The following is an 18396-nucleotide window of genomic DNA, read 5'->3' on the forward strand; positions in this document are numbered from 1 at the left end:
GCCCTTCCCCCCTACCAGGCCGGCGAGAGACGGGCGTCGGCCGGCAGGTCGTGCCGCCGCGGCCGGCGCACCAGCGCGCGCAGGAAGGTCGCAGCCGCCGCGGCCGAGAGCCCGACGCGCCGCAGGCCGCCGAGAACACCCCCCTTGGCCTTGGCCGCGCCGATCGCCTCGGCGATGCGGTTCAGCCGCTCCATGTCCCTCAGGAAGCCCGGATGATCCACATCGAGCGTGGCCGGGAAGACCTGGCGGCAGATCTCCTCGGTGATGCGGAACACGCGCATGTCGTACTCCGTGGCCGTCATGCCGAGCGCCTTGTGGAACTCCGGGCGCGCGTGGTCGCGCACGAACATCGTGGCGAAGACCGCGAGCTGGAAGAAGCGGCACCACCACAGATTGATCCCCCGCAGGAGCTGCGGATTGGCGCGCATCAGCAGGGCGAAGGCCTCGCCGTGGCGGAACTCGTCGTTGCACCACTTCTCGAACCACTGGAAGATCGGGTGGAAACGCAGCTCCGGATGCCGCTCGAACTGGCGGTAGATCGTGATGTAGCGCGCATAGCCGATCTTCTCGCTCAGGTAGGTGGCGTAGAAGATGAACTTCGGCTGGAAGTAGTGGTATTTCTTCGCCCTGGTCAGGAATCCCAGATCCACGCCGACGCCGATGTCCTTCAGGCTGTCGTTGATGAAGCCCGCATGGCGGCTCTCGTCACGCGCCATGACGGAGAAGAGCTCCTTCATGTCGGGATTCTTCACGCGCTTCTTGATCTCGGCGTAGAGCACGCATCCCGAGAACTCGGCCGTGACGCTGCTGACGAGGAACTCGACCAGTTCCTTCCTCAACCCCTCGGGCAGGGAAGAGAGGTCGAAGCGGTCGAACTCCTCGTTGCGGACGAAGTGCCCCTTGTTGGGATCGGCACGGAACTCGTCCATCAGCCGGTCCCACTGGGCGCGCAGCGGCTCGACCTGCACGCGGTCCATCGCCGCGAAATCGGTCGTGTAGAAGCGCGGGCTGAGCACCGTCTCGGTCATGGCCATGCGGGTCGCCTCGGCGCTCGCATGAGATTTCGGGCCCTGATGGACCGAGGCGACGAGGCCCTCGCGGGGGCCGCCGAGGATGCTGGTCTCCATCACGCGGCCTCCTTCGGCTCGAAGCCGCAGTGATAGAGTTCCGTGAGCTCGAAGATCGCGACCCATTGCGTCCAGAGCCGCGTCAGCGGTCCGGCGCGATAGACGGTGGCCGAGGTCTGGAAGCTCAGCTTGTCCCCGAAGGCGACGTGATCGGGGGCACCATGCACCACGACGCGGTCACCCGGACGCAGCTCGACCCCTTCGGGCACCGCATAGGCGTGGAAACTGTCGAAGCTGCGCTCGATCTCCACCGTGCAGGGAACCTCGAGCGTCGCCGTTCCGCCCAGCCAGGCCGGCCAGGTCCTTTCCTTGGTCATTTGTCATTCTCCCCGCGTTGCAGGAGGCGCAGGAACGCCTCCGCGTTTGTCTGGCCGAAGGCCAGAAGGTCGAGCCGCCGGCCGGTCGCCGGGTCGTCGAGCGTGAGCCGTCCGTCGCTCCAGGCGGTCAGAAGGAAGGGCGCCTCGGGACCGATGCCGCGGAGGCGACGATCGCGCGCAAGGCCGCGCAGCGTGCCGCGCATGAAGCCATCCTCGCCCGGCGGCATCACGAAGACGGCGCGGCCATCGCGCCCATCGCGGATCAGCACCGAGCCATCCCCGGCATCCTGGGCGGTGAAGCTGCGAACCGCCTGCGCCTGAGCGCCGGACTGCTCGGGCGAGCGCAACCCTCCGACCGGGGCGACGGTAAGCGCGACCAGACCCAGCATGGCGACGCCCACCCAGAGGACCGGACCACGGGGAAAGACGTCGTTGCGGATGGCGCGCGACATGACAGCGTCTCCTCAGGCCATGGCCTCGGCACCCGCCTTGGCGGGGCGGCGGGCCGCCTCGGGCAGCGCAGGCACGGGCAAGGCGCTCGCCGCGGCCAGCGCGCGGCCCAGGATCTGCGCCACCGCCTCGGCATCGGCGAGGCCGCGCAGCATCGGCTCAGGCCTCGCGAAGCGCCACGGGCGCAGATGCGGCCAGAGCATGATCCAGGATACCCGCTGCCCAGGCGCCATGCGAAGCGCGATGTCTCCGCTGCCGTCCGGCTGCCGCGCGAGCGACGCCGCCTCGATCAGCGCGAAGGGCAGGTTGATCGTCACCGGCAACGCCACGCCGACACGCATCACCACGCGGCGCGTGGTGATGGAATAGACCGTGACGCGCGCGGCGATCCAGGCATAGAAGGCCAGGAAGCCGATCGGCACGGCGCCGAGCGCGATGAGCAGCGCGGCGCCGGCCGCAATGTCGGCGGCGCTGCCGCCGTCTGCCGCGATCGTCGCGCCGCGCCACACCGCCAGCAGGAGGAAATAGGCCGCGATCCCGCGCAGATGCAGCGCGCGGCGCGCGAGCAGCCGCCACGCCGGGCGACCCTGCCACAGCAGCGTCTCGCCTTCGGGCAGGCGGCCGGGCAGGCCCGGAACGGGCTCGAGCCCGTGCTCGGTCACGATGGGGCGGGGCGCGGCGTCCGTCACAGCAAGGGCTCGCTGCGCTCGGGCGTGGCATGCAGGTGGCCGCCGCCGAAGTAGCCCGAAATTCGGTCCTCCTCCCGCAGCGTCACCTCGTCGGGCTTCGCGATGCCGGGCGCGGCGGCGAGTTGCGCGGCCGTGACCGAGACCACGCGCACGTCGCCATCGTCGTTCACGGTGGCGAGGAACATGGGCACCAGCACGCGCCGCCCGGACGGGGTCTCGACCTCGATGTAGCGCAGGATCGCTTCGGAACGATCCACCCAGAGGTCCACGACGCGGCCCGCCGTCTCGCCATCGAGCGTGACGACTGCCCGCCCGCGCGGATCCGGGTCCTCGGCCGCGATCGTCCAGCCGCCCGACGCGCGGAGCGGCACGATCTTCGGCAGGTTGTCGTCGAAGGCGAGGTCCGGCTCCTCCGCCCGAAGCGAATAGGAGGCGGCGCCGATCCCGTCCTGCATCGGATCGCCCGTGGGCGTGATGGGCGTGCCGTTGTAGGGATCCTCCACCGCAAGCCCCGTCAGGTCGCGCTCCGGCTGCTGGCCCTGCACGATCGTCTTGCCGTGCGGATGATGCAGCAGGAAGGTCTTGGGGGGCGGCGTCTCCGGGAAGCCGTGGATGGTTCCGAAGTTCGGCCGGTCGGAACGGTCGGAGACGAGCGGATAGCCTTCCCGCTTGTTCTCGCGGTGCAGGTAGAAGATCAGCCCCGCGAAGAAGGCGAAGAACAGGTAGAGCGACAGCGCCGCGAGATCCAGGAAGACCGGGGTGGGTGGTGGCGTGGGCATGATGGCCTCCGCGTCCAGGGGTCAGACCGATGCCGGGCCGGCGACGCCGGTCCGGGTAGTCGCAGTCGGCCGCACTCGGGCGATCAAGGGACCCACGGCGGCAATGGCGGCGAAGAGAAGCGCGATCTCGAAGGCATAGACGACGACGTAGCCCGTGGCCGGCCCGTCGAGGCCAGCGCCGAGGAGGCCGGCCGAGGTGGCCAGGGTGACGCCATCGCGGAACGCACCGCCAAGAGCCATCGCCGCTCCGCCGCAGGTCGCCTGCACGGCGCCCCAAAGGCCGAGCGCCAGCCCGATCTTGTCCGGCGGCGCGGCGCGCATGCAGGCAGTCAGCGTCGCATGCCCGAACAGCCCCGCCCCCAGCCCGATGATCGCGGTCCCCAGCGCGAACAGCGGCGCCGACGAAACCGGCGCAGCGAAGATGATCAGCGCGAAGCCCAGGATGCCGGTGAGCGGGCCGTATCCCATGATGCGATAGGTGTCCGCGCCGCGCGACAGCGCGCGCGCCGCCACGACGAAGCCCGCGATGCCGCCCCCGGCCATGAGCGCCGTCAGCCCGGTCGTGGCACCGACGCCGAGGCCGAGCACTTGGCCGCCATAGGGCTCGAGCAGCACGTCCTGCATCGCGAAACCCGCCGTGCCGAGGCCCGTCGCCACCAGCCGCCGCGTCCATGGCCCCTGCCTGCGCATGATGCGGAAGCTCTCGAGGAAGCGCGGGTCGCCCTCCTTCAACCCCGTGGTGCGGCTCGGGTCGAGCGCCTCCTGCTTCCAGACGGCGATGAAGTTCAGCACCAGCGTCGCCGCTGCCACGCCCTGGATGAGCTGGATCAGGCGGAGCTGGCTGAAATCGGCCAGCAGCAGCCCGAAAACCATGGCCGAGGCCACCATGCCGACCAGCAGCATGGTCGAGAGAAGCGCGACCACATTGGGCTGCGCCCGCTCCGGCACGAGATCCGTGGCGAGCGCGAGGCCGACCGTCTGCGTCGTGTGAAGCCCGGCACCGACCATCAGGAAAGCGATCGCCGCGCAGAGCTGCGCCACCCAGTCCGGCGCCCAGGTGTCCCCGGACAGGATGATGAGCGCGAAGGGCATCATGGCGAGGCCGCCGAACTGGATAACGGTCCCGAGCCAGAAATACGGCACGCGCCGCCAACCCAGAACCGAGCGGTAGGTGTCCGAGCGGAAGCCGATCAGGGCGCGCAAAGGCGCGAAGACCAGCGGCAACGCGACCATCACGGCCACCAGCGTGGCCGAGACCCCAAGTTCCACGATCATCACGCGGTTCAGCGTGCCGATCAGAAGCACCGCCGACATGCCGCAGGAAATCTGGAACAGCGACAGCCGCATCAGTCGCGACATAGGCAGCTCGCCCGTCACGGCATCGGCGAAGGGCAGGAGGTCGTTGCCGACCTTCGTCCATACACGGGCGATGCGGGCGTTGATGCCGGTCATGGCCGCAGCAACTCCAGTCCCTGCGAGGTGTAGAAGCCCTTCGCAACCCTGCGGCTGCGCCCCGGTTCGAAGGCCGCCAGACCCGGCTCGCACGCAATCAGCCGGCGCAGCGCGGCCTCGCCGACCGGCTCTATCGCCGGCGCCCGATCCCCCCGAGGAAACGCACGCCCGAGAAAATGCATCCCGGCAAGCAGGGGCGTGCGGGGTGCAAAGGTGAAGAGGATCGAACGCCGCACACGCGGGGCAAGGCCGGCCAGAGCCTTCACGGCGTCCGTGGCGCGGTAGTGGATCAGGCTGTCCATCGCCACGACGTGGTCGAAGCTCCCAAGGCCCGGGTCGAGCATGTCACCGACCTCGAAGCGCAAGCCGCGCACGCCGTCTCCAACGCGCTCGCGCGCCACCTCCACCAGCGAGCGCGAGACATCGATCGCCAGCACCTCGGCGCCGCGCCGCGCGGCCTCCAGCGCCAGCGCCCCGGTGCCGCATCCGGCATCGAGCAGCCGGAGGCCGCGCATGTCCTGCGGCAACCAGCCGAGAAGCGTGGTGCGCATCGCCTCGCGCCCCGCGCGCACCGTCGCCCGGATGGCGGAAACGGGTGCATCCGAGGTCAGCCGCGCCCAGGCCTCCGCCGCCGTGCGGTCGAAATAGGTCTCGATCTCGCCGCGGCGCGCGGCCCAACTGCCCGAGTTCATCTCAGTCGAACCCCAGGAGGTCGAAGATCTCACGGTCCTTGAGCGGCTCGGCCTCGAGCGCGTCGGTGCCGCGCCACAGATGCTCGGCGAGACGAATGTACTCGTCCTGCACCGCGAGGAGCTCCGGCGTCGGCTCCATCTCGAACAGCGTCGCCTTCTTCAGCCGCGACCGCCGGATGGCGTCGAGGTCCGGGAAATGGGCGAGCGTCCGCATGCCCGAGGCCTGGTTGAACTTCTCGATCTGATCCGTCGCAGCCGATCGGTTGGCGATCACGCCGCCAAGCCGGACCGGATAGTTCTTCGCCTTCGCCTTGATGGCCGCGACGATGCGGTTCATCGCGAAGATGCTGTCGAAGTCGTTCGCTGCGACAACGAGTCCGCGATCGGCATGAAGCAGCGGCGAGGCGAAGCCGCCACAGACGACATCGCCGAGGACGTCGAAGATCACCACATCCGTCTCGTCGAGCAGGTGATGCTCCTTCAGCAGCTTCACGGTCTGGCCGACCACATAGCCGCCGCAGCCGGTTCCAGCCGGCGGACCGCCCGCCTCGACACAGAGGACACCGTTGTAGCCCTCGAACACGAAATCCTCGGCGCGCAGCTCCTCCGTGTGGAACTCGACGGTCTCCAGGACATCGATGACGGTCGGGATCAGACGCTTCGTCAGCGTGAAGGTCGAATCATGCTTCGGATCGCAGCCGATCTGCAGCACGCGCCGGCCGATCTTCGAGAAGGCGACGGCGAGGTTGGAGGAGGTCGTGCTCTTGCCGATGCCGCCCTTGCCATACACCGCGAAGACCTTCGCCGTCCCGGTCGCGGCCATCGCATCCATGTGCACCTGGACGCTTCCATCGCCATCGCCGAGCCGTCGCGCCATGGCGAGGGCGGGCGGGGGTCTCACCACGACCGTCATGCAGGAAGCCCCTCCGATATGCCTTCGATCCGGTCCTCGAGTTCCTCGCCGGCGCGGCGCAGGGCGTCGAGGACATCGTCGCTGGGTTGCCAGTAGCGCCGCTCATGCGCCTCGAGCAGCCGGCTCGCGATCCGCGCGGATGCCATGGGGTTGAGCGCGGCAAGCCGCCTGCGCATCTCCTCATCCAGCATGTAGGTCTGCGCGAGGTGCTGATAGACCCAGGGGGCGACCTGGCCGGTCGTCGCCGACCAGCCGAGGGTGTTGGTCACCTGCGCCTCGATCGTGCGGACGCCCTCGTGGCCATGCTGCAGCAGCGGCTCGAACCAGCGGGGATTGAGCGCGCGGGTCCGCGTCTCAAGCGCGACCTGTTCGGCGACCGTGCGCACCTTGCCCTCCCCGCGCGTCTGGTCGCCGACATAGACCGCCGCATCGCTCCCGCGTGCCGTGCGCACCGCACGGCTGATGCCGCCCAGCGTGTCGAAGTAGTGATCGACGCTGGTGATCCCGAGCTCGACGGAATCGAGGTTCTGGTAGGTCACCTCGACGGTGCCGAGGACGTGCTGCAGGACCGTGTCCTGGCGCATCGGCCGGCCGGCCACGCCATAGGCGAAGCCCTTGCGACGCAGATAGGTGTCGCCGAGCTCGTCCTCGTCCTGCCAGGCGCCCTGCTCGAGCATCAGATTCACATTCGCCCCGTAGGCACCATCGGCATTGCCGAAGACACGCAGCGCAGCCTGCTCCATCGTGCCGCCGTGACGCGCGAGATAGGCCAGCGCGTGCTTGCGCACGTAGTTCATAGCCTCGGGCTCTTCGGCCTGCGCCGCGAGCAGGGCGGCTTCGGCCAGAAGCTTCGTCTGCATCGGGAGGAGATCGCGGAAGATCCCCGACAGGGTCGCGACGACATCGATCCGCGGCCGCCCCAGCGCCTCGAGCGGCAGAAGGCGGGCACCGGCTAGGCGGCCATAGGAATCGTGCCGCGGCGCCGCGCCCATCAGCCAAAGCGCCTGCGCGATCGGGCCGCCTTCGGTCTTCAGATTGTCCGTCCCCCAGAGAACGATCGCCACGGTCTCGGGCAGGGCGCCGGTTTCCTCGCGATGTCGCGCCAGGAGGCGTTCCGCCTGCCGCGCGCCATCCTCCACAGCGAAGGCCGACGGGATCCGGAACGGGTCGAACCCGTGCAGGTTGCGCCCGGTGGGCAGGACATCCGTGTTGCGCAGGAGGTCTCCACCCGGAGCGGGACGGACGAAGCCGCCATCAAGCGCATGGAGAATGGCCGGTGTCTCGTGATCCTCCGCGAGCAGCGCGTCGAGCGCCGCCCGGCGAGCCGGATCCGTGACGCCCGCGGCATCGAGCATCTGCGCCCGCACCTCCGGCCCGGGGGGACGCCCGATCACGTGCAGACCCTGCGGAATCAGGGTGTACTCGAGCTCTAGGAGGGCCTCCCCGAGCGACCTAATGCGCTCAGGCGCATCGGCACCCCAGACCGGCTCGGCCGTGGCGAGGTCCACCTGCGCGGCCTGCGCCTGGATCAGGCCCGCCAAGGCCGCGCGCTGCATCTCCGCCGTCTCGGGCGGCAGGCCCCGCCAACGATCCAGTGATGCCTTGAGGTCCAGCAAGCCTCGATAGAGCCCCGCATGCCCGACCGGCGGCGTGAGATAGGAAATCAGCGTCGCCGCCGCCCGCCGCTTGGCGAGCGATCCCTCCGACGGATTGTTCGACGCGTAGAGATAGAGGTTCGGCAGATCCGCGATCAGCCGGTCGGGCCAGCAGGCACCCGACATCCCCACCTGCTTGCCCGGCATGAACTCGAGCGCCCCATGCATGCCAAAATGCAGCACCGCGTCGGCCCCGAAATCCTCGCGGATCCAGCGATAGAAGGCGGAGAAGGCATGGGTCGGCGCGAAGTCACGCTCGAATAGCAGCCGCATCGGATCGCCTTCCCAGCCGAAGCCGGGCTGCACGCCGATGAACACGTTGCCGAGGCTGACGCCATGCACATGGATCGTCGCGCCATCGGATTGCACACGCCCTGGCGCCGGCCCCCAGACCGCCTCGATCTCCTTGAGATACGGCTCCCGGCGGACATGCTCGTCAGCGGGGATGCGAGCGGCGACGTTGCAGGGCGCTCCGTGGCGCGCGGCATTGCCCTCCAGGACCATCGCCCGCAGAGCCTCCACGCTCGGCGGCAGGTCGATGGCATAGCCCGCCTCTCGCATCGCCGTCAGCGTCCGGTGCAGGGATTCGAAGACGGAGAGATAGGCGGCGGTGCCCGTGGCGCCGGCATTGGGCGGGAAATTGAACAGGACGATCGCGACGCGGCGCTTCTCGCGCCGGCCGCGGCGCAGCGCGACGAGCTTCGCCACGCGCGCCGCCAGCATCGCCGTGCGCTCGCCATGGGCGATCATGTCGCCACGACCCTCGCCCGTAGCCCCGGCGCGCCCGCCGAAGGTCATCGGCGCAATGGCGCCGTCGAGTTCCGGGATCGCGACCATCATCGTGGCCTCGACCGGGGTCAACCCACGCGGGTCGTCCTGCCACTGTGCAAGCGTCTGGAACTCCAGCGGATGGGCCGCGACATAGGGCACATCCAGGCGCGCCAGCATCTCCTCAGCCGCGCGCGCATCGTTGTAGGCAGGCCCGCCCACCAGCGAGAATCCGGTCAGGGACAGGACAGCATCAACCGTCCTGCGCCCATCGCGCAGGAAGTAGCGCTCGATCGCCGGACGCTGATCCAGACCCGATGCGAAGGCCGGCACGACGGCAAGCCCCCGCGCCTCGAGCGCCTCGATCACCGCATCGTAGTGCGCGGTATTGCCGGCGAGGAGGTAGGAGCGCATCACCAGCACCCCCACCCTGCCGCCATCGCCACCACCAGGCAGTTGCCCAGTATCCTCGATGATGCGGCCGCGGGCACGCGGATGGTAAAGCCCCACCTCGGGATACTGGACGGGCGGCGCGACGCGCAGGCCCCGCGCCTGCTCCGCGCGCGCCCCGGTCGCATAGCGGCTGACCAGCAGCCGGACCATGTTGCCGAGGTTCTGCTCGGTGCCCGCGAGCCAGTACTGGAGCCCCAGGAAATAGGCGCGCACATCCTGCGCCGTGCCGGGAATGAAGCGGAGCAGGCGCGGCAGCTCGCGCAGCATCCGCATCTGCCCCTGCCCCGATGATCCGCCCTCCCTGCCGCGCGAGCCGCGCAGCTTGCGCAGCAGGCCGATAATGCCCCTTGCCTCCGCCGACATGTCGAAGCGGCCGAGCCGCGTCAGCCGCACCACCTCGCCGGCGGAGAGACAGCAGAACATCGCGTCGCAGGAACCGCGCCGGGCCTCGAGCGCAGGCAGAACGGCCCGGACATGCTCGTCGAGGAACAGCATGGTGGCGATGATGATGTCGCCGCTCGCGATGTCAGCCCGGCAGCGGCTGAGCGCCTCGTTCTCGCCCGACCAGTCCTCGGCGGCATGGACGACGAAACGCAGGCCGGGGAGCTCGCGCCGGAGGGCAGCCGCCGCCCGCTCGGCCGCACGCGCCAGATGGCTGTCCATCGTGACGAGGACGACGCGGATCTCGGCCGCGTCAGCGGGAGAAATGCGCCTTGGCATCGTAGAGCGTCTCGAGGGTGATGGTGCGAAGCCCGCGCTCCTGCGCGAACCTTTCGGTGTTGCGGCGCGCCTTTCCGCGCACGAAGAAGGGGATCTTGCGGAGTTCGTTCTCCGCCTCGGCGGCCCAGGCAGCCGGCCCGGCGGGAATGGGCTCCGGCGGCGGGACGGCCGCCGTGCCATGGCCAAGATGCGAGGGGCCCGCGCCGTCCGCGAACTCGAAATCCTCGCGGAACATGCCGAGCAGGTGTTCCTCGAGGCCCATCATCAGCGGATGGACCCAGGTGTCGAACAGCACGTTCGCGCCCTCGAAGCCCATCTGCGGCGAATGGCGCGCCGGGAAGTCCTGCACATGCACGGGGGCCGAGATCACCGCGCAGGGAATGCCGAGGCGCTTCGCGACATGCCTTTCCATCTGCGTGCCGAGCACGAGCTCGGGCCTCAGCGCCGCGATCGCCTCCTCGACCTTCAGATAGTCGTCGGTCAGCAGGGCCTCGATCCCGTGCGCGCGCGCGGCCTCGCGCAGTTCGCGGGCGAATTCCCGGCTGTAGCTGCCGAGGCCCACCACCTCGAAGCCCAGCTCCTCCGCGCAAACCCGGGCCGCCGCGATCGCATGGGTCGCATCGCCGAACACGAAGACGCGCTTGCCCGTCAGGTAAGTCGAGTCCACCGAGCGCGAGTACCAGGGCAGCCGGGAACTGACCGCCACCCTTCCAGCGTCGAGCCCCGCCAATGATGCGACTTCCGCCAGGAAATCCCGCGTCGCGCCGACGCCGATCGGAACCGTCCGCGTCTGCGGCATCCCGAACTGCCGCTGCAGGTAGGCAGCGGCCATGCCCGCGACCTCGGGGTAGAGCACCACGTTGAAGTCGGCCTCGCAGAGCCGCGCGAGGTCCGCCGGCGCAGCGCCCAGCGGGGCCACCACATTCACCGCGACGCCGAGCGCGCGGAGCAGACCCTCCACCTCCGTCACGTCGTCGCGATGCCGGAAGCCGAGGCTCGTCGGCCCCAGGATGTTGGCGCGCGGCGGCCCGACTTCCCGCGTGCCGCGCGGCGCGGCGAACGCCCGCACCAGGCGATAGAAGGTCTCCGCCGCGCCCCAGTTCTCCTTCTTCTGATAAGCAGGCAACTCCAGTGGCACGACCGGCACCGGAAGCCCGAGCGTGCGGGCGAGGCCGCCGGGATCGTCCTGGATGAGCTCGGCCGTGCAGGAGGCGCCGACCAGCATCGCCTCGGGCCGGAAGCGTTCGCACGCATCGCGGGCGGCATCCATGAACAGTGCGGCGGTGTCCCTCCCGAGGTCGCGCGCCTGGAAGGTCGTGTAGGTGACGGGCGGGCGCGAGGCACGCCGCTCGATCATGGTGAAGAGCAGGTCCGCGTAGGTGTCGCCCTGCGGCGCGTGCAGCACGTAATGGACACCGCGCATCGAGGCCGCGACGCGCATCGCCCCCACATGCGGCGGCCCCTCGTAGGTCCAGAGGGCGAGTTCCATGGCCTACACCGCGAGCCTTGCGCGCCGCACCAGCGGCCGCGCGAACAACTCTGCGAGATCGCCCGCCTGCTCATAGCCCTGGATCGGCGTGAAGACGAGCTCGATGGACCACTTCGTCGTGAAGCCCTCCGCCTCGAGCGGATTCGCAAGCCCCAGTCCGCAGACCGTCAGGTCCGGCCGCGCCGCGCGGCAACGGTCGAGCTGCCGTTCGACATGCTGGCCTTCGGACAAGGTGACGCCCGCCGGAAGCAGCGCGAGCTCCTCCGCCAGATGCTCACGGTGCAGGTAGGGCGTGCCGATCTCGACCGGCACCATGCCGCATTCCCTCGTGAGGAAGCGCGCCAGCGGGATCTCGAGCTGCGAGTCGGGGAAGAAGAACACCGTCCGGCCCGCAAGTCGCTCGCGGCGCTGCGCCACCGCGGTCGCGGCACGCGCGGCACCCGGGCCGACGGCGGCGTCAAAGCGCGCAGGCGCCACCCCCCAGGCCTCGGCCGCAGCGCGCAGCCAAGCGGTCGTCCCCTCGGCGCCAAGCGGGAATGGCGCGCAGAGCCGTCGGGCGCCGCGCGCTTCGAGCCGCCGCGCCGTCTCCCCGAGGAAGGGCTGGGCGAGAAGGAACTGCGTTCCTTCGCCGACCGCCGGCAGCTCGCCCGCGCGCCGCGAAGGCAGGAAGCGCACCGGCCCGACGCCCAGCGCGGCGAACAGGCGCAGGAACTGGTCCTCAACCACTTCCGCAAGGGCGCCGACCACCAGCAGGGAGCGGGCGGCGCCGGGTTCGGCCGGCATCTCGGGCACCAGCGCGGCGAGGCAGGCATCCTCGCCCTGGGTGAAGGTCGTCTCGATGCCGCTGCCCGAGTAATTCAGCACCCGCAGCCTCGGCGCGAAGCGCCGCGAGAGGCGCTGGGCGGCGCGCGAGAGGTCGAGCTTGATGACCTCCGACGGGCAGGAGCCGACGAGGAACAGCATCCGGATGTCCGGGCGCCGCTCGATCAGCCGCGTCACCACGCGGTCGAGCTCGTCATTCGCATCCGCCATGCCGGCGAGGTCGCGCTCGTCGATGATGGCGGTGGCGAAGCGCGGCTCGGCGAAGATCATCACGCCGGCCGCGGATTGCAGGAGATGCGCGCAGGTGCGGCTGCCCACGACGAGGAAGAAGGCGTCCTGGATCTTGCGGTGCAGCCAGACGATCCCGGTCAGGCCGCAGAACACCTCGCGCTGGCCGCGCTCGCGCAGCACGGGGGGAACGCCGCAGCCCGCCGCGGCGCCAGCCGGAGCGGGGCTTGCGGCGAGGCCGCTCATCCGGCGGCTCCCGGTGCGGCGTGGCTGCCGCCCTGCCAGCGCCCGTCCTCGCGCCGCGCGGCGCGCAGCTTCAGCAGGAACTGTGCGGCGTTGAACACGTAGGCGGCATAGGCCGCGAGCGCGAGCAGCATCTGCGCGCGCCCGTCGCCGATCCCGGCGATGACGACGCCGAGATAGGCGGTGTGCAGCGCGAGGACGAGCATCGAGAACACGTCCTCCCAGAAGAAGGCAGGGGCGAAGAGCCAGCGCCCGAACACCTCCTTCTCCCAAATGCAGCCCGTGACCATGATCGCGTAGAGCACGAGCGTCTTGATCACGACCGACCAGGTCGCGATCTCATAGCCCGCGCCGGTCAGCAGGTAGCGCGTGACAAGCGCGAGGCTGACGAGGAACACCGCGAACTGGAGCGGCGCGAGCACGCCCTGGACAACGGTCCATGGGGAGGCGTCGCGGCGCCGGCGCTCCTCATTCGTGTAGAGCGGGCGGCTCGATCCATGCGCCCGGCGCGTCCGTCCACAGGAAGCCCCCCAGGGCGAGCAGTCGAGCGCGTCGATCAGCCCGGCAATACGATCAGTTGTAGGCATTGCTTGACTTCTCCTCCCGCGGGGCGTGGGCTAGCCGGGCACCGAGAAGCCGCGTCCAGGCGGCGGATCGCACCGGGGAAACGGGCCAGAACCATGCATCTCTTGAAGGACTGCGAGTCATCCGGCCCTCCCTCGGCGGCGTGCTGGCTCAGGGAGGCTAAGTGTCGCGGCGATCGAGTGTCAAGGAAGATTGACGTATTGATTCCTTGACATCCGCGCGCCCAGGGAATGAAGTCGGCAAGGGAGAGACTTCATGGCCGCTAAGCCGATGACCGGTCACGAACGCAGTAGCGAGGCCGAGGCGGCGGGCAGCGAGGCTGCACCCCTATTCCCACCGGCTTCCGAGATTCGCGTCACCGTCCCTCCGGCCGCGACCTCGGCCTCCGAAACCGCCGCCGCGGCCGTCAAGCGGCGCAGGCACCGCGTCTCGGTGATCGCGCGCACGCTCGAGACCGACATCATCCCGCGCCTGATGCTCGCGCACCGCGCGGCCTCGCCCGCCGCCTATCTCGACAGCCGCGTCACCGACGCGCCCACCGAGGCGGACATCGAGGCGGTGCTCGGCCTCGCGATGCGTGCCGACCTGCAGGGCGCGCTCGCCTATCTCGAGGCGCTGCGCGCGCGCGGCCTCGGGCTCGAGCGCCTCTACATCGAACTCCTCGCCCCGGTCGCGCGCAGGCTCGGCGTGATGTGGGAGGAGGATCTCTGCGACTTCACCGCGGTCACAATCGGCCTGTCCTGCCTGCACCAGATCGTGCGCGAATACAGCCCGACCTTCGTCACGCGCACGCCCCGCGCCGAGCCCGACCGGCGCGCGCTGCTCGCGACCATGCCGGGCGAGCAGCACAGTTTCGGCCTGCTCGTCGTCGAGCAGTTCTTCCGCGGCGCCGGCTGGGATGTGTGGTCCGGCTCCGGCGCCGACCGGGCCGAGATCATCGAGGCCGTGAGCCGCGTCTGGTTCGGTGTCGCCGGCTTCTCGATCGCGAGCGAGATGCACCTGAACGGCCTCGCGATGCTGATCCGCGATGTCCGCCGCGCCTCGCGCAATGCCGGTCTCGGCATCCTGGTCGGCGGGCCACTCTTCCTCGAGAAGCCCGAACTGGTGGGGCTGGTCGGCGCCGACGCCACCGCCACCGACGGGCGCGACGCCACGCTCCAGGCCGAGACCCTGCTGGCCCTGCTCGGGCGGCAAGTCTGATGCGGCGCCGGGGCCACACCCCGCCGATCGTTCCGCAAGCCGCGGCGAATCCTGCGCCTTTGCTTGGATTCGGCCGGTTGCGGGGGCCGGGCCAATGAATAGAAATGGGGAGACGAGGAAGGAAAAGGCGGACCGCGCGGTGAAGTCCTTCAGCACGCCACGGAAGACCGTCGGGGATCTGGATGCGGATGCCGCCGCCGCGCTGATCAGCGCCGCCGCCGACATCGCGCTGATCCTCGATGCCGAGGGCATCATCCGGGATGTCGCCTTCAGCAGCGCCGAGCTCGCCGCGGAATTCGTGGCGCATGGCTCCTGGCTCGGCCAGCCCTGGATCGAGACCGTCGCGCGGGACAGCCGGCCCAAGGTCGAGGAACTCACCCAGGGCGCGGCGCCCCAGGGGTCGCGCTGGCGCCACGTCAATCAGTTGTCGGGTGACGGCAACTCGGTGCCGATCCTCTATTCCACGGCGCCGATCGGCAAGGCCGGCCGCATCGTCGTGTTCGGGCGCGACCTGCGCCCCGTCTCGCGGCTGCAGCAGCGCCTCGTCGAGGTGCAGCAATCCATGGAGCGCGACTATTCGCGCCTGCGCCAGGCCGAGACGCGCTACCGCCTGCTGTTCCAGATGTCGCCCGACCCCGTCCTGATCCTGGACGGGACCACACAGCGCGTCACCGAGGCCAACCCGGCCGCCCTGCGCCTCTTCGGCAAGGAACCGCGGCGCGCCGTCGGACGGCCGATCACCGAGATCCTCACACCCGACACGCGCCCGGCCGTGCAGGCTCTGCTCGCCGCCGTGCGCACCGCCGGCCGGGGCGACGACGTGCCCGCACGCCTCGCCGAGGGCGAGGCGGAGGTGAGCATCTCGGCCTCCACCTTCCGGCAGGAAGGCGCGCTGTTCTACCTGGTCCGCATCGCGATGTCGGACCCCGGCGCGGTCGCCCTGCCCCCGGCCAAGACGCAGCTTCTCAAGCTGATCGACGCGGTGCCCGACGCCTTCGTGGTGGCCGGGCCGGACGGGCGCATCGTCACCGCCAACGCCGCCTTCCTCGACATGATCGAGCTGGCCTCCGAGGACCAGGTGCGCGGCGAACCGCTCGACCGCTGGCTCGGCGCGCAGGATGTCGAGACCGAGGTGCTGCTCGGCCATCTGCGCAACCGCGGCTCGGTGCGCCTCTACAGTTCGACGCTGCGCGGCGAGCACGGGCTGCGCACGGAGGTCGAGATATCGGCCGTCACGGTCATGAGCGGCGGCAAGCCGTGCTTCGGCTTCTCGATCCGCGACGTCGGCGCGCGCCTCCGCCCGCCGCCGAGCACCGGCATCCGCCCCACCCGATCGGTCGAGCAGCTCACCGAGCTGATCGGCCGCGTGCCGCTCAAGGACCTGGTGCGCGAGGCGACGGATGCGATCGAGCGCCTGTGCATCGAGGCCGCGCTGGAGCTCTCCGGCGACAACCGCGCTGCCGCGGCCGAGATGCTCGGCCTGTCGCGACAGAGCCTTTACGTGAAGCTTCGCCGCTATGGCCTCGGCGACCTCGGGGCCGAGCCGGGCGAGGCGGGATAGGGGCCGGGTGTCGGGCCGCGCAGAACTCGACGCCGCGCCCGCCACGCAAACCCGCGCCTACCCTGCGCCCGGGGCGGTGCTGGAACTGCTCAAGCCCATCACCTGGTTCCCGCCCATGTGGGCCTTCCTGTGCGGCGCGGTGGCTTCGGGCGCCGCCTTCGGCGAGGCGTGGCTGCTGATCGCCGCGGGCATCCTCCTCGCCGGGCCGCTGGTCTGCGGCATGAGCCAGGCCGTGAACGACTGGTTCGACCGCCATGTGGATGCGATCAACGAGCCGCAGAGGCCGATCCCTTCGGGCCGCATGCCCGGCCGCTGGGGGTTGTGGGTGGCCGTGGCCTGGACCGGCGTCTCGCTCGCCTGGGGCGCGATGCTCGGCGCCTGGGGCCTGATCGCCACGGCCTGCGGCGTCGCGCTGGCCTGGGCCTATTCGGCGCCGCCGCTGCGGCTGAAGGCGAATGGCTGGTGGGGCAACCTCGCCTGCGGCCTCGCCTATGAAAGCCTGCCCTGGATCACCGCCGCAGCGGTGCTGACGCAGGCGGCGCCGAGGCCCGCGGTGCTCGCGATCGCGCTGCTCTACGGCCTCGCCGCGCACGGGATCATGACGCTGAACGACTTCAAGGCGATCGAGGGCGACCGCCGCAGCGGCATCCGCTCGCTGCCCGTGATGCTGGGGCCGGAGCGCGCGGCGCGCGTCGCCTGCTGGTTCATGGCGGTCCCGCAGGCGGTGGTGGTGGCACTGCTGCTCGCGATGGCCGCGCCGCTGGAAGCCGCGATTGTCGCCGCGCTGCTCGCCGGGCAGGCCTGGGCCATGCGGCGCATGCTGACCGACCCGAGGCGGCTCGCCCCCTGGTACAACGGCACGGGCGTCGTGCAATTCGTGCTCGGGATGCTGGCGAGCGCCTTCGCCCTGCGCGCGGGGGCCGGGCTGTGACGGCGCGCGGCCTCTCCTGGGGTGGCATCCTGCGCGTCGGCCTCGTGCAGACCGCACTCGGCGCGGTGGTGGTGCTGACCACCTCGGCGCTGAACCGCGTGATGGTGGTCGAACTCGCCCTGCCCGCCACTCTGCCGGGGCTGCTCGTCGGCATCCACTACGCGCTGCAGATGCTGCGGCCGCGCTGGGGCTACGGCTCCGACATGGGCGGCCGGCGCACGCCCTGGATCCTGGGCGGGATCGCGGTTCTGGCCCTGGGCGGGCTTCTCGCGGCCTGCGCGACCGCGCTGATGGGGGTTGCGCTGTGGCCGGGGGTGGCGCTGGCGGCGGTCGCCTTCGCGCTGATCGGCCTCGGCGCCGGCGCGGGCGGGACATCGCTGCTCGTGCTGCTCGCCGCGCGCGTGGACGAGGCGCGGCGCGCCGCGGCGGCCTCCATCGTCTGGATCATGATGATCGCGGGCTTCGTGCTGACCACCGCGATCGCCGGGCGCTTCCTCGATCCCTACACGCCGGAGCGGCTGATCGCCGTCTCTGCCTGCGTCTCGGTCATCGCCATGCTCGTCGCCACGCTCGGCGTCATCGGCATCGAGGGCCCGGCCGCGGCGCGCGCGGCGCCCGAACCGGCCAGCAAGCCGCCCTTCCGCCAGGCGCTCGCCGAGGTCTGGGCGGAACCGGAGGCGCGCCGCTTCACCGTGTTCATCTTCCTCTCCATGCTCGCCTACAGCGCGCAGGACCTCATCCTCGAACCCTTCGCCGGCACCGTCTTCGGCCGCACGCTCGGGCAGAGCACGCAACTCTCCTCGCTGCAGAACGCCGGGACGCTGATCGGCATGATCCTCGTCGCGGTGGTCGGCTCGGCCTTTGGCGGGCGCTTCGCGCACACGCTGCGCGGCTGGGTGGTGGGCGGCTGCCTGTTCGCCGCGGCAGTGCTGGCGCTGCTCGCCGCGAGCCCGATGCTCGGCGAGGCCTTCCCGCTCGCCGCCGCCTTCTTCGCGCTCGGCCTCGGCAACGGTGTCTTCGCGGCGGCCGCGGTGGCCTCGATGATGAAGATGGTCGGCGAAGGCCGCGGCCGGCGCGAGGGCACGCGCATGGGCCTCTGGGGCGCGGCGCAGGCGGTCGCCTTCGGCATCGGCGGCCTCGCCGGCGCGGCAGCGGTGGATGTCGCGCGCCTCGCCCTCGGTGCGCCGGACGCCGCCTATGCCCTCGTCTTCGCGGTGGATGCCGGGCTGTTCGTGGCCGCCGGCATCCTCGGCGCGCGCATCGGGCGCGCGCGCCGGGCGGCCTTCGGCCCGATGGTCGCGGCGCGATAGGCCGGGGAGGAC

General features: G+C 70.7%; 16 protein-coding genes. 4 read left to right on the forward strand and 12 right to left on the reverse strand.

The window, feature by feature from the left end; all coding sequences use genetic code 11:
* Positions 1 to 11: 11 nt before the first annotated feature.
* Genes acsF through bchF form a run of 12 tightly spaced genes read right to left on the reverse strand, consistent with a single transcriptional unit; the run spans position 12 to position 13384 of the window.
* Positions 12 to 1127 carry a magnesium-protoporphyrin IX monomethyl ester (oxidative) cyclase gene (acsF, locus tag FHS88_RS09920; RefSeq protein ID WP_184484115.1) on the reverse strand — a complete coding sequence of 372 codons (1116 nt, stop codon included), beginning with the start codon at positions 1125 to 1127 and terminating at the stop codon, positions 12 to 14.
* Positions 1127 to 1444 carry a hypothetical protein gene (locus FHS88_RS09925; RefSeq protein WP_184484117.1) on the reverse strand — a complete coding sequence of 106 codons (318 nt, stop codon included), beginning with the start codon at positions 1442 to 1444 and terminating at the stop codon, positions 1127 to 1129. Before FHS88_RS09925 ends, acsF begins: the two co-directional genes overlap by 1 nt.
* Entirely contained in the window at positions 1441 to 1896 is a 456-nt protein-coding gene (gene puhC, locus FHS88_RS09930) for a photosynthetic complex assembly protein PuhC (protein WP_184484119.1), read from the reverse strand. The genes FHS88_RS09925 and puhC overlap by 4 nt, the downstream gene beginning before the upstream one ends.
* 12 nt (positions 1897 to 1908) lie before the next feature.
* Entirely contained in the window at positions 1909 to 2583 is a 675-nt protein-coding gene (puhB, locus tag FHS88_RS21070; protein WP_184484121.1) for a photosynthetic complex putative assembly protein PuhB, read from the reverse strand.
* Entirely contained in the window at positions 2580 to 3362 is a 783-nt protein-coding gene (gene puhA / locus FHS88_RS09940; protein WP_184484123.1) for a photosynthetic reaction center subunit H, read from the reverse strand. Before puhA ends, puhB begins: the two co-directional genes overlap by 4 nt.
* A gap of 21 nt (positions 3363 to 3383) precedes the next feature.
* A complete protein-coding gene (locus tag FHS88_RS09945) occupies positions 3384 to 4814 on the reverse strand; it encodes a BCD family MFS transporter (RefSeq protein WP_184484125.1) in 1431 nt (476 codons plus the stop codon).
* On the reverse strand, positions 4811 to 5506 hold the full coding sequence (bchM, locus tag FHS88_RS09950) for a magnesium protoporphyrin IX methyltransferase (RefSeq protein ID WP_184484127.1): 696 nt from the start codon (positions 5504 to 5506) through the stop codon (positions 4811 to 4813). Before bchM ends, FHS88_RS09945 begins: the two co-directional genes overlap by 4 nt.
* A 1-nt stretch (position 5507) precedes the next feature.
* Positions 5508 to 6407, reverse strand: coding sequence for a ferredoxin:protochlorophyllide reductase (ATP-dependent) iron-sulfur ATP-binding protein (gene bchL, locus FHS88_RS09955; RefSeq protein ID WP_456306784.1), 900 nt, complete (start codon positions 6405 to 6407; stop codon positions 5508 to 5510).
* Positions 6408 to 6415: 8 nt separating this feature from the next.
* A complete protein-coding gene (locus FHS88_RS09960) occupies positions 6416 to 10015 on the reverse strand; it encodes a magnesium chelatase subunit H (protein WP_184484131.1) in 3600 nt (1199 codons plus the stop codon).
* A complete protein-coding gene (gene bchB, locus FHS88_RS09965) occupies positions 9990 to 11504 on the reverse strand; it encodes a ferredoxin:protochlorophyllide reductase (ATP-dependent) subunit B (protein WP_184484133.1) in 1515 nt (504 codons plus the stop codon). Before bchB ends, FHS88_RS09960 begins: the two co-directional genes overlap by 26 nt.
* Before the next feature lie 3 nt (positions 11505 to 11507).
* Entirely contained in the window at positions 11508 to 12800 is a 1293-nt protein-coding gene (locus FHS88_RS09970) for a ferredoxin:protochlorophyllide reductase (ATP-dependent) subunit N (RefSeq protein ID WP_184484135.1), read from the reverse strand.
* On the reverse strand, positions 12797 to 13384 hold the full coding sequence (bchF, locus tag FHS88_RS09975) for a 2-vinyl bacteriochlorophyllide hydratase (protein ID WP_184484137.1): 588 nt from the start codon (positions 13382 to 13384) through the stop codon (positions 12797 to 12799). The genes FHS88_RS09970 and bchF overlap by 4 nt, the downstream gene beginning before the upstream one ends.
* 253 nt (positions 13385 to 13637) lie before the next feature.
* On the opposite strand from bchF, the gene FHS88_RS09980 reads away from it, so the two are divergent.
* The 4 genes from FHS88_RS09980 (at position 13638) to FHS88_RS09995 (ending at position 18384) form a co-directional block, all read left to right on the forward strand.
* Positions 13638 to 14582, forward strand: coding sequence for a cobalamin B12-binding domain-containing protein (locus FHS88_RS09980; RefSeq protein ID WP_184484139.1), 945 nt, complete (start codon positions 13638 to 13640; stop codon positions 14580 to 14582).
* A 139-nt stretch (positions 14583 to 14721) separates the two neighbouring features.
* A complete protein-coding gene (gene ppsR / locus FHS88_RS09985; RefSeq protein WP_184484141.1) occupies positions 14722 to 16143 on the forward strand; it encodes a transcriptional regulator PpsR in 1422 nt (473 codons plus the stop codon).
* A gap of 7 nt (positions 16144 to 16150) precedes the next feature.
* Positions 16151 to 17074, forward strand: a complete 924-nt coding sequence (chlG, locus tag FHS88_RS09990) for a chlorophyll synthase ChlG (RefSeq protein WP_338146502.1) — start codon at positions 16151 to 16153, stop codon at positions 17072 to 17074.
* A complete protein-coding gene (locus tag FHS88_RS09995; protein WP_184484145.1) occupies positions 17071 to 18384 on the forward strand; it encodes an MFS transporter in 1314 nt (437 codons plus the stop codon). The genes chlG and FHS88_RS09995 overlap by 4 nt, the downstream gene beginning before the upstream one ends.
* Positions 18385 to 18396 lie beyond the last annotated feature (12 nt).

The organism is Neoroseomonas alkaliterrae (genome assembly GCF_014199195.1).
Lineage (GTDB): Bacteria > Pseudomonadota > Alphaproteobacteria > Acetobacterales > Acetobacteraceae > Neoroseomonas > Neoroseomonas alkaliterrae.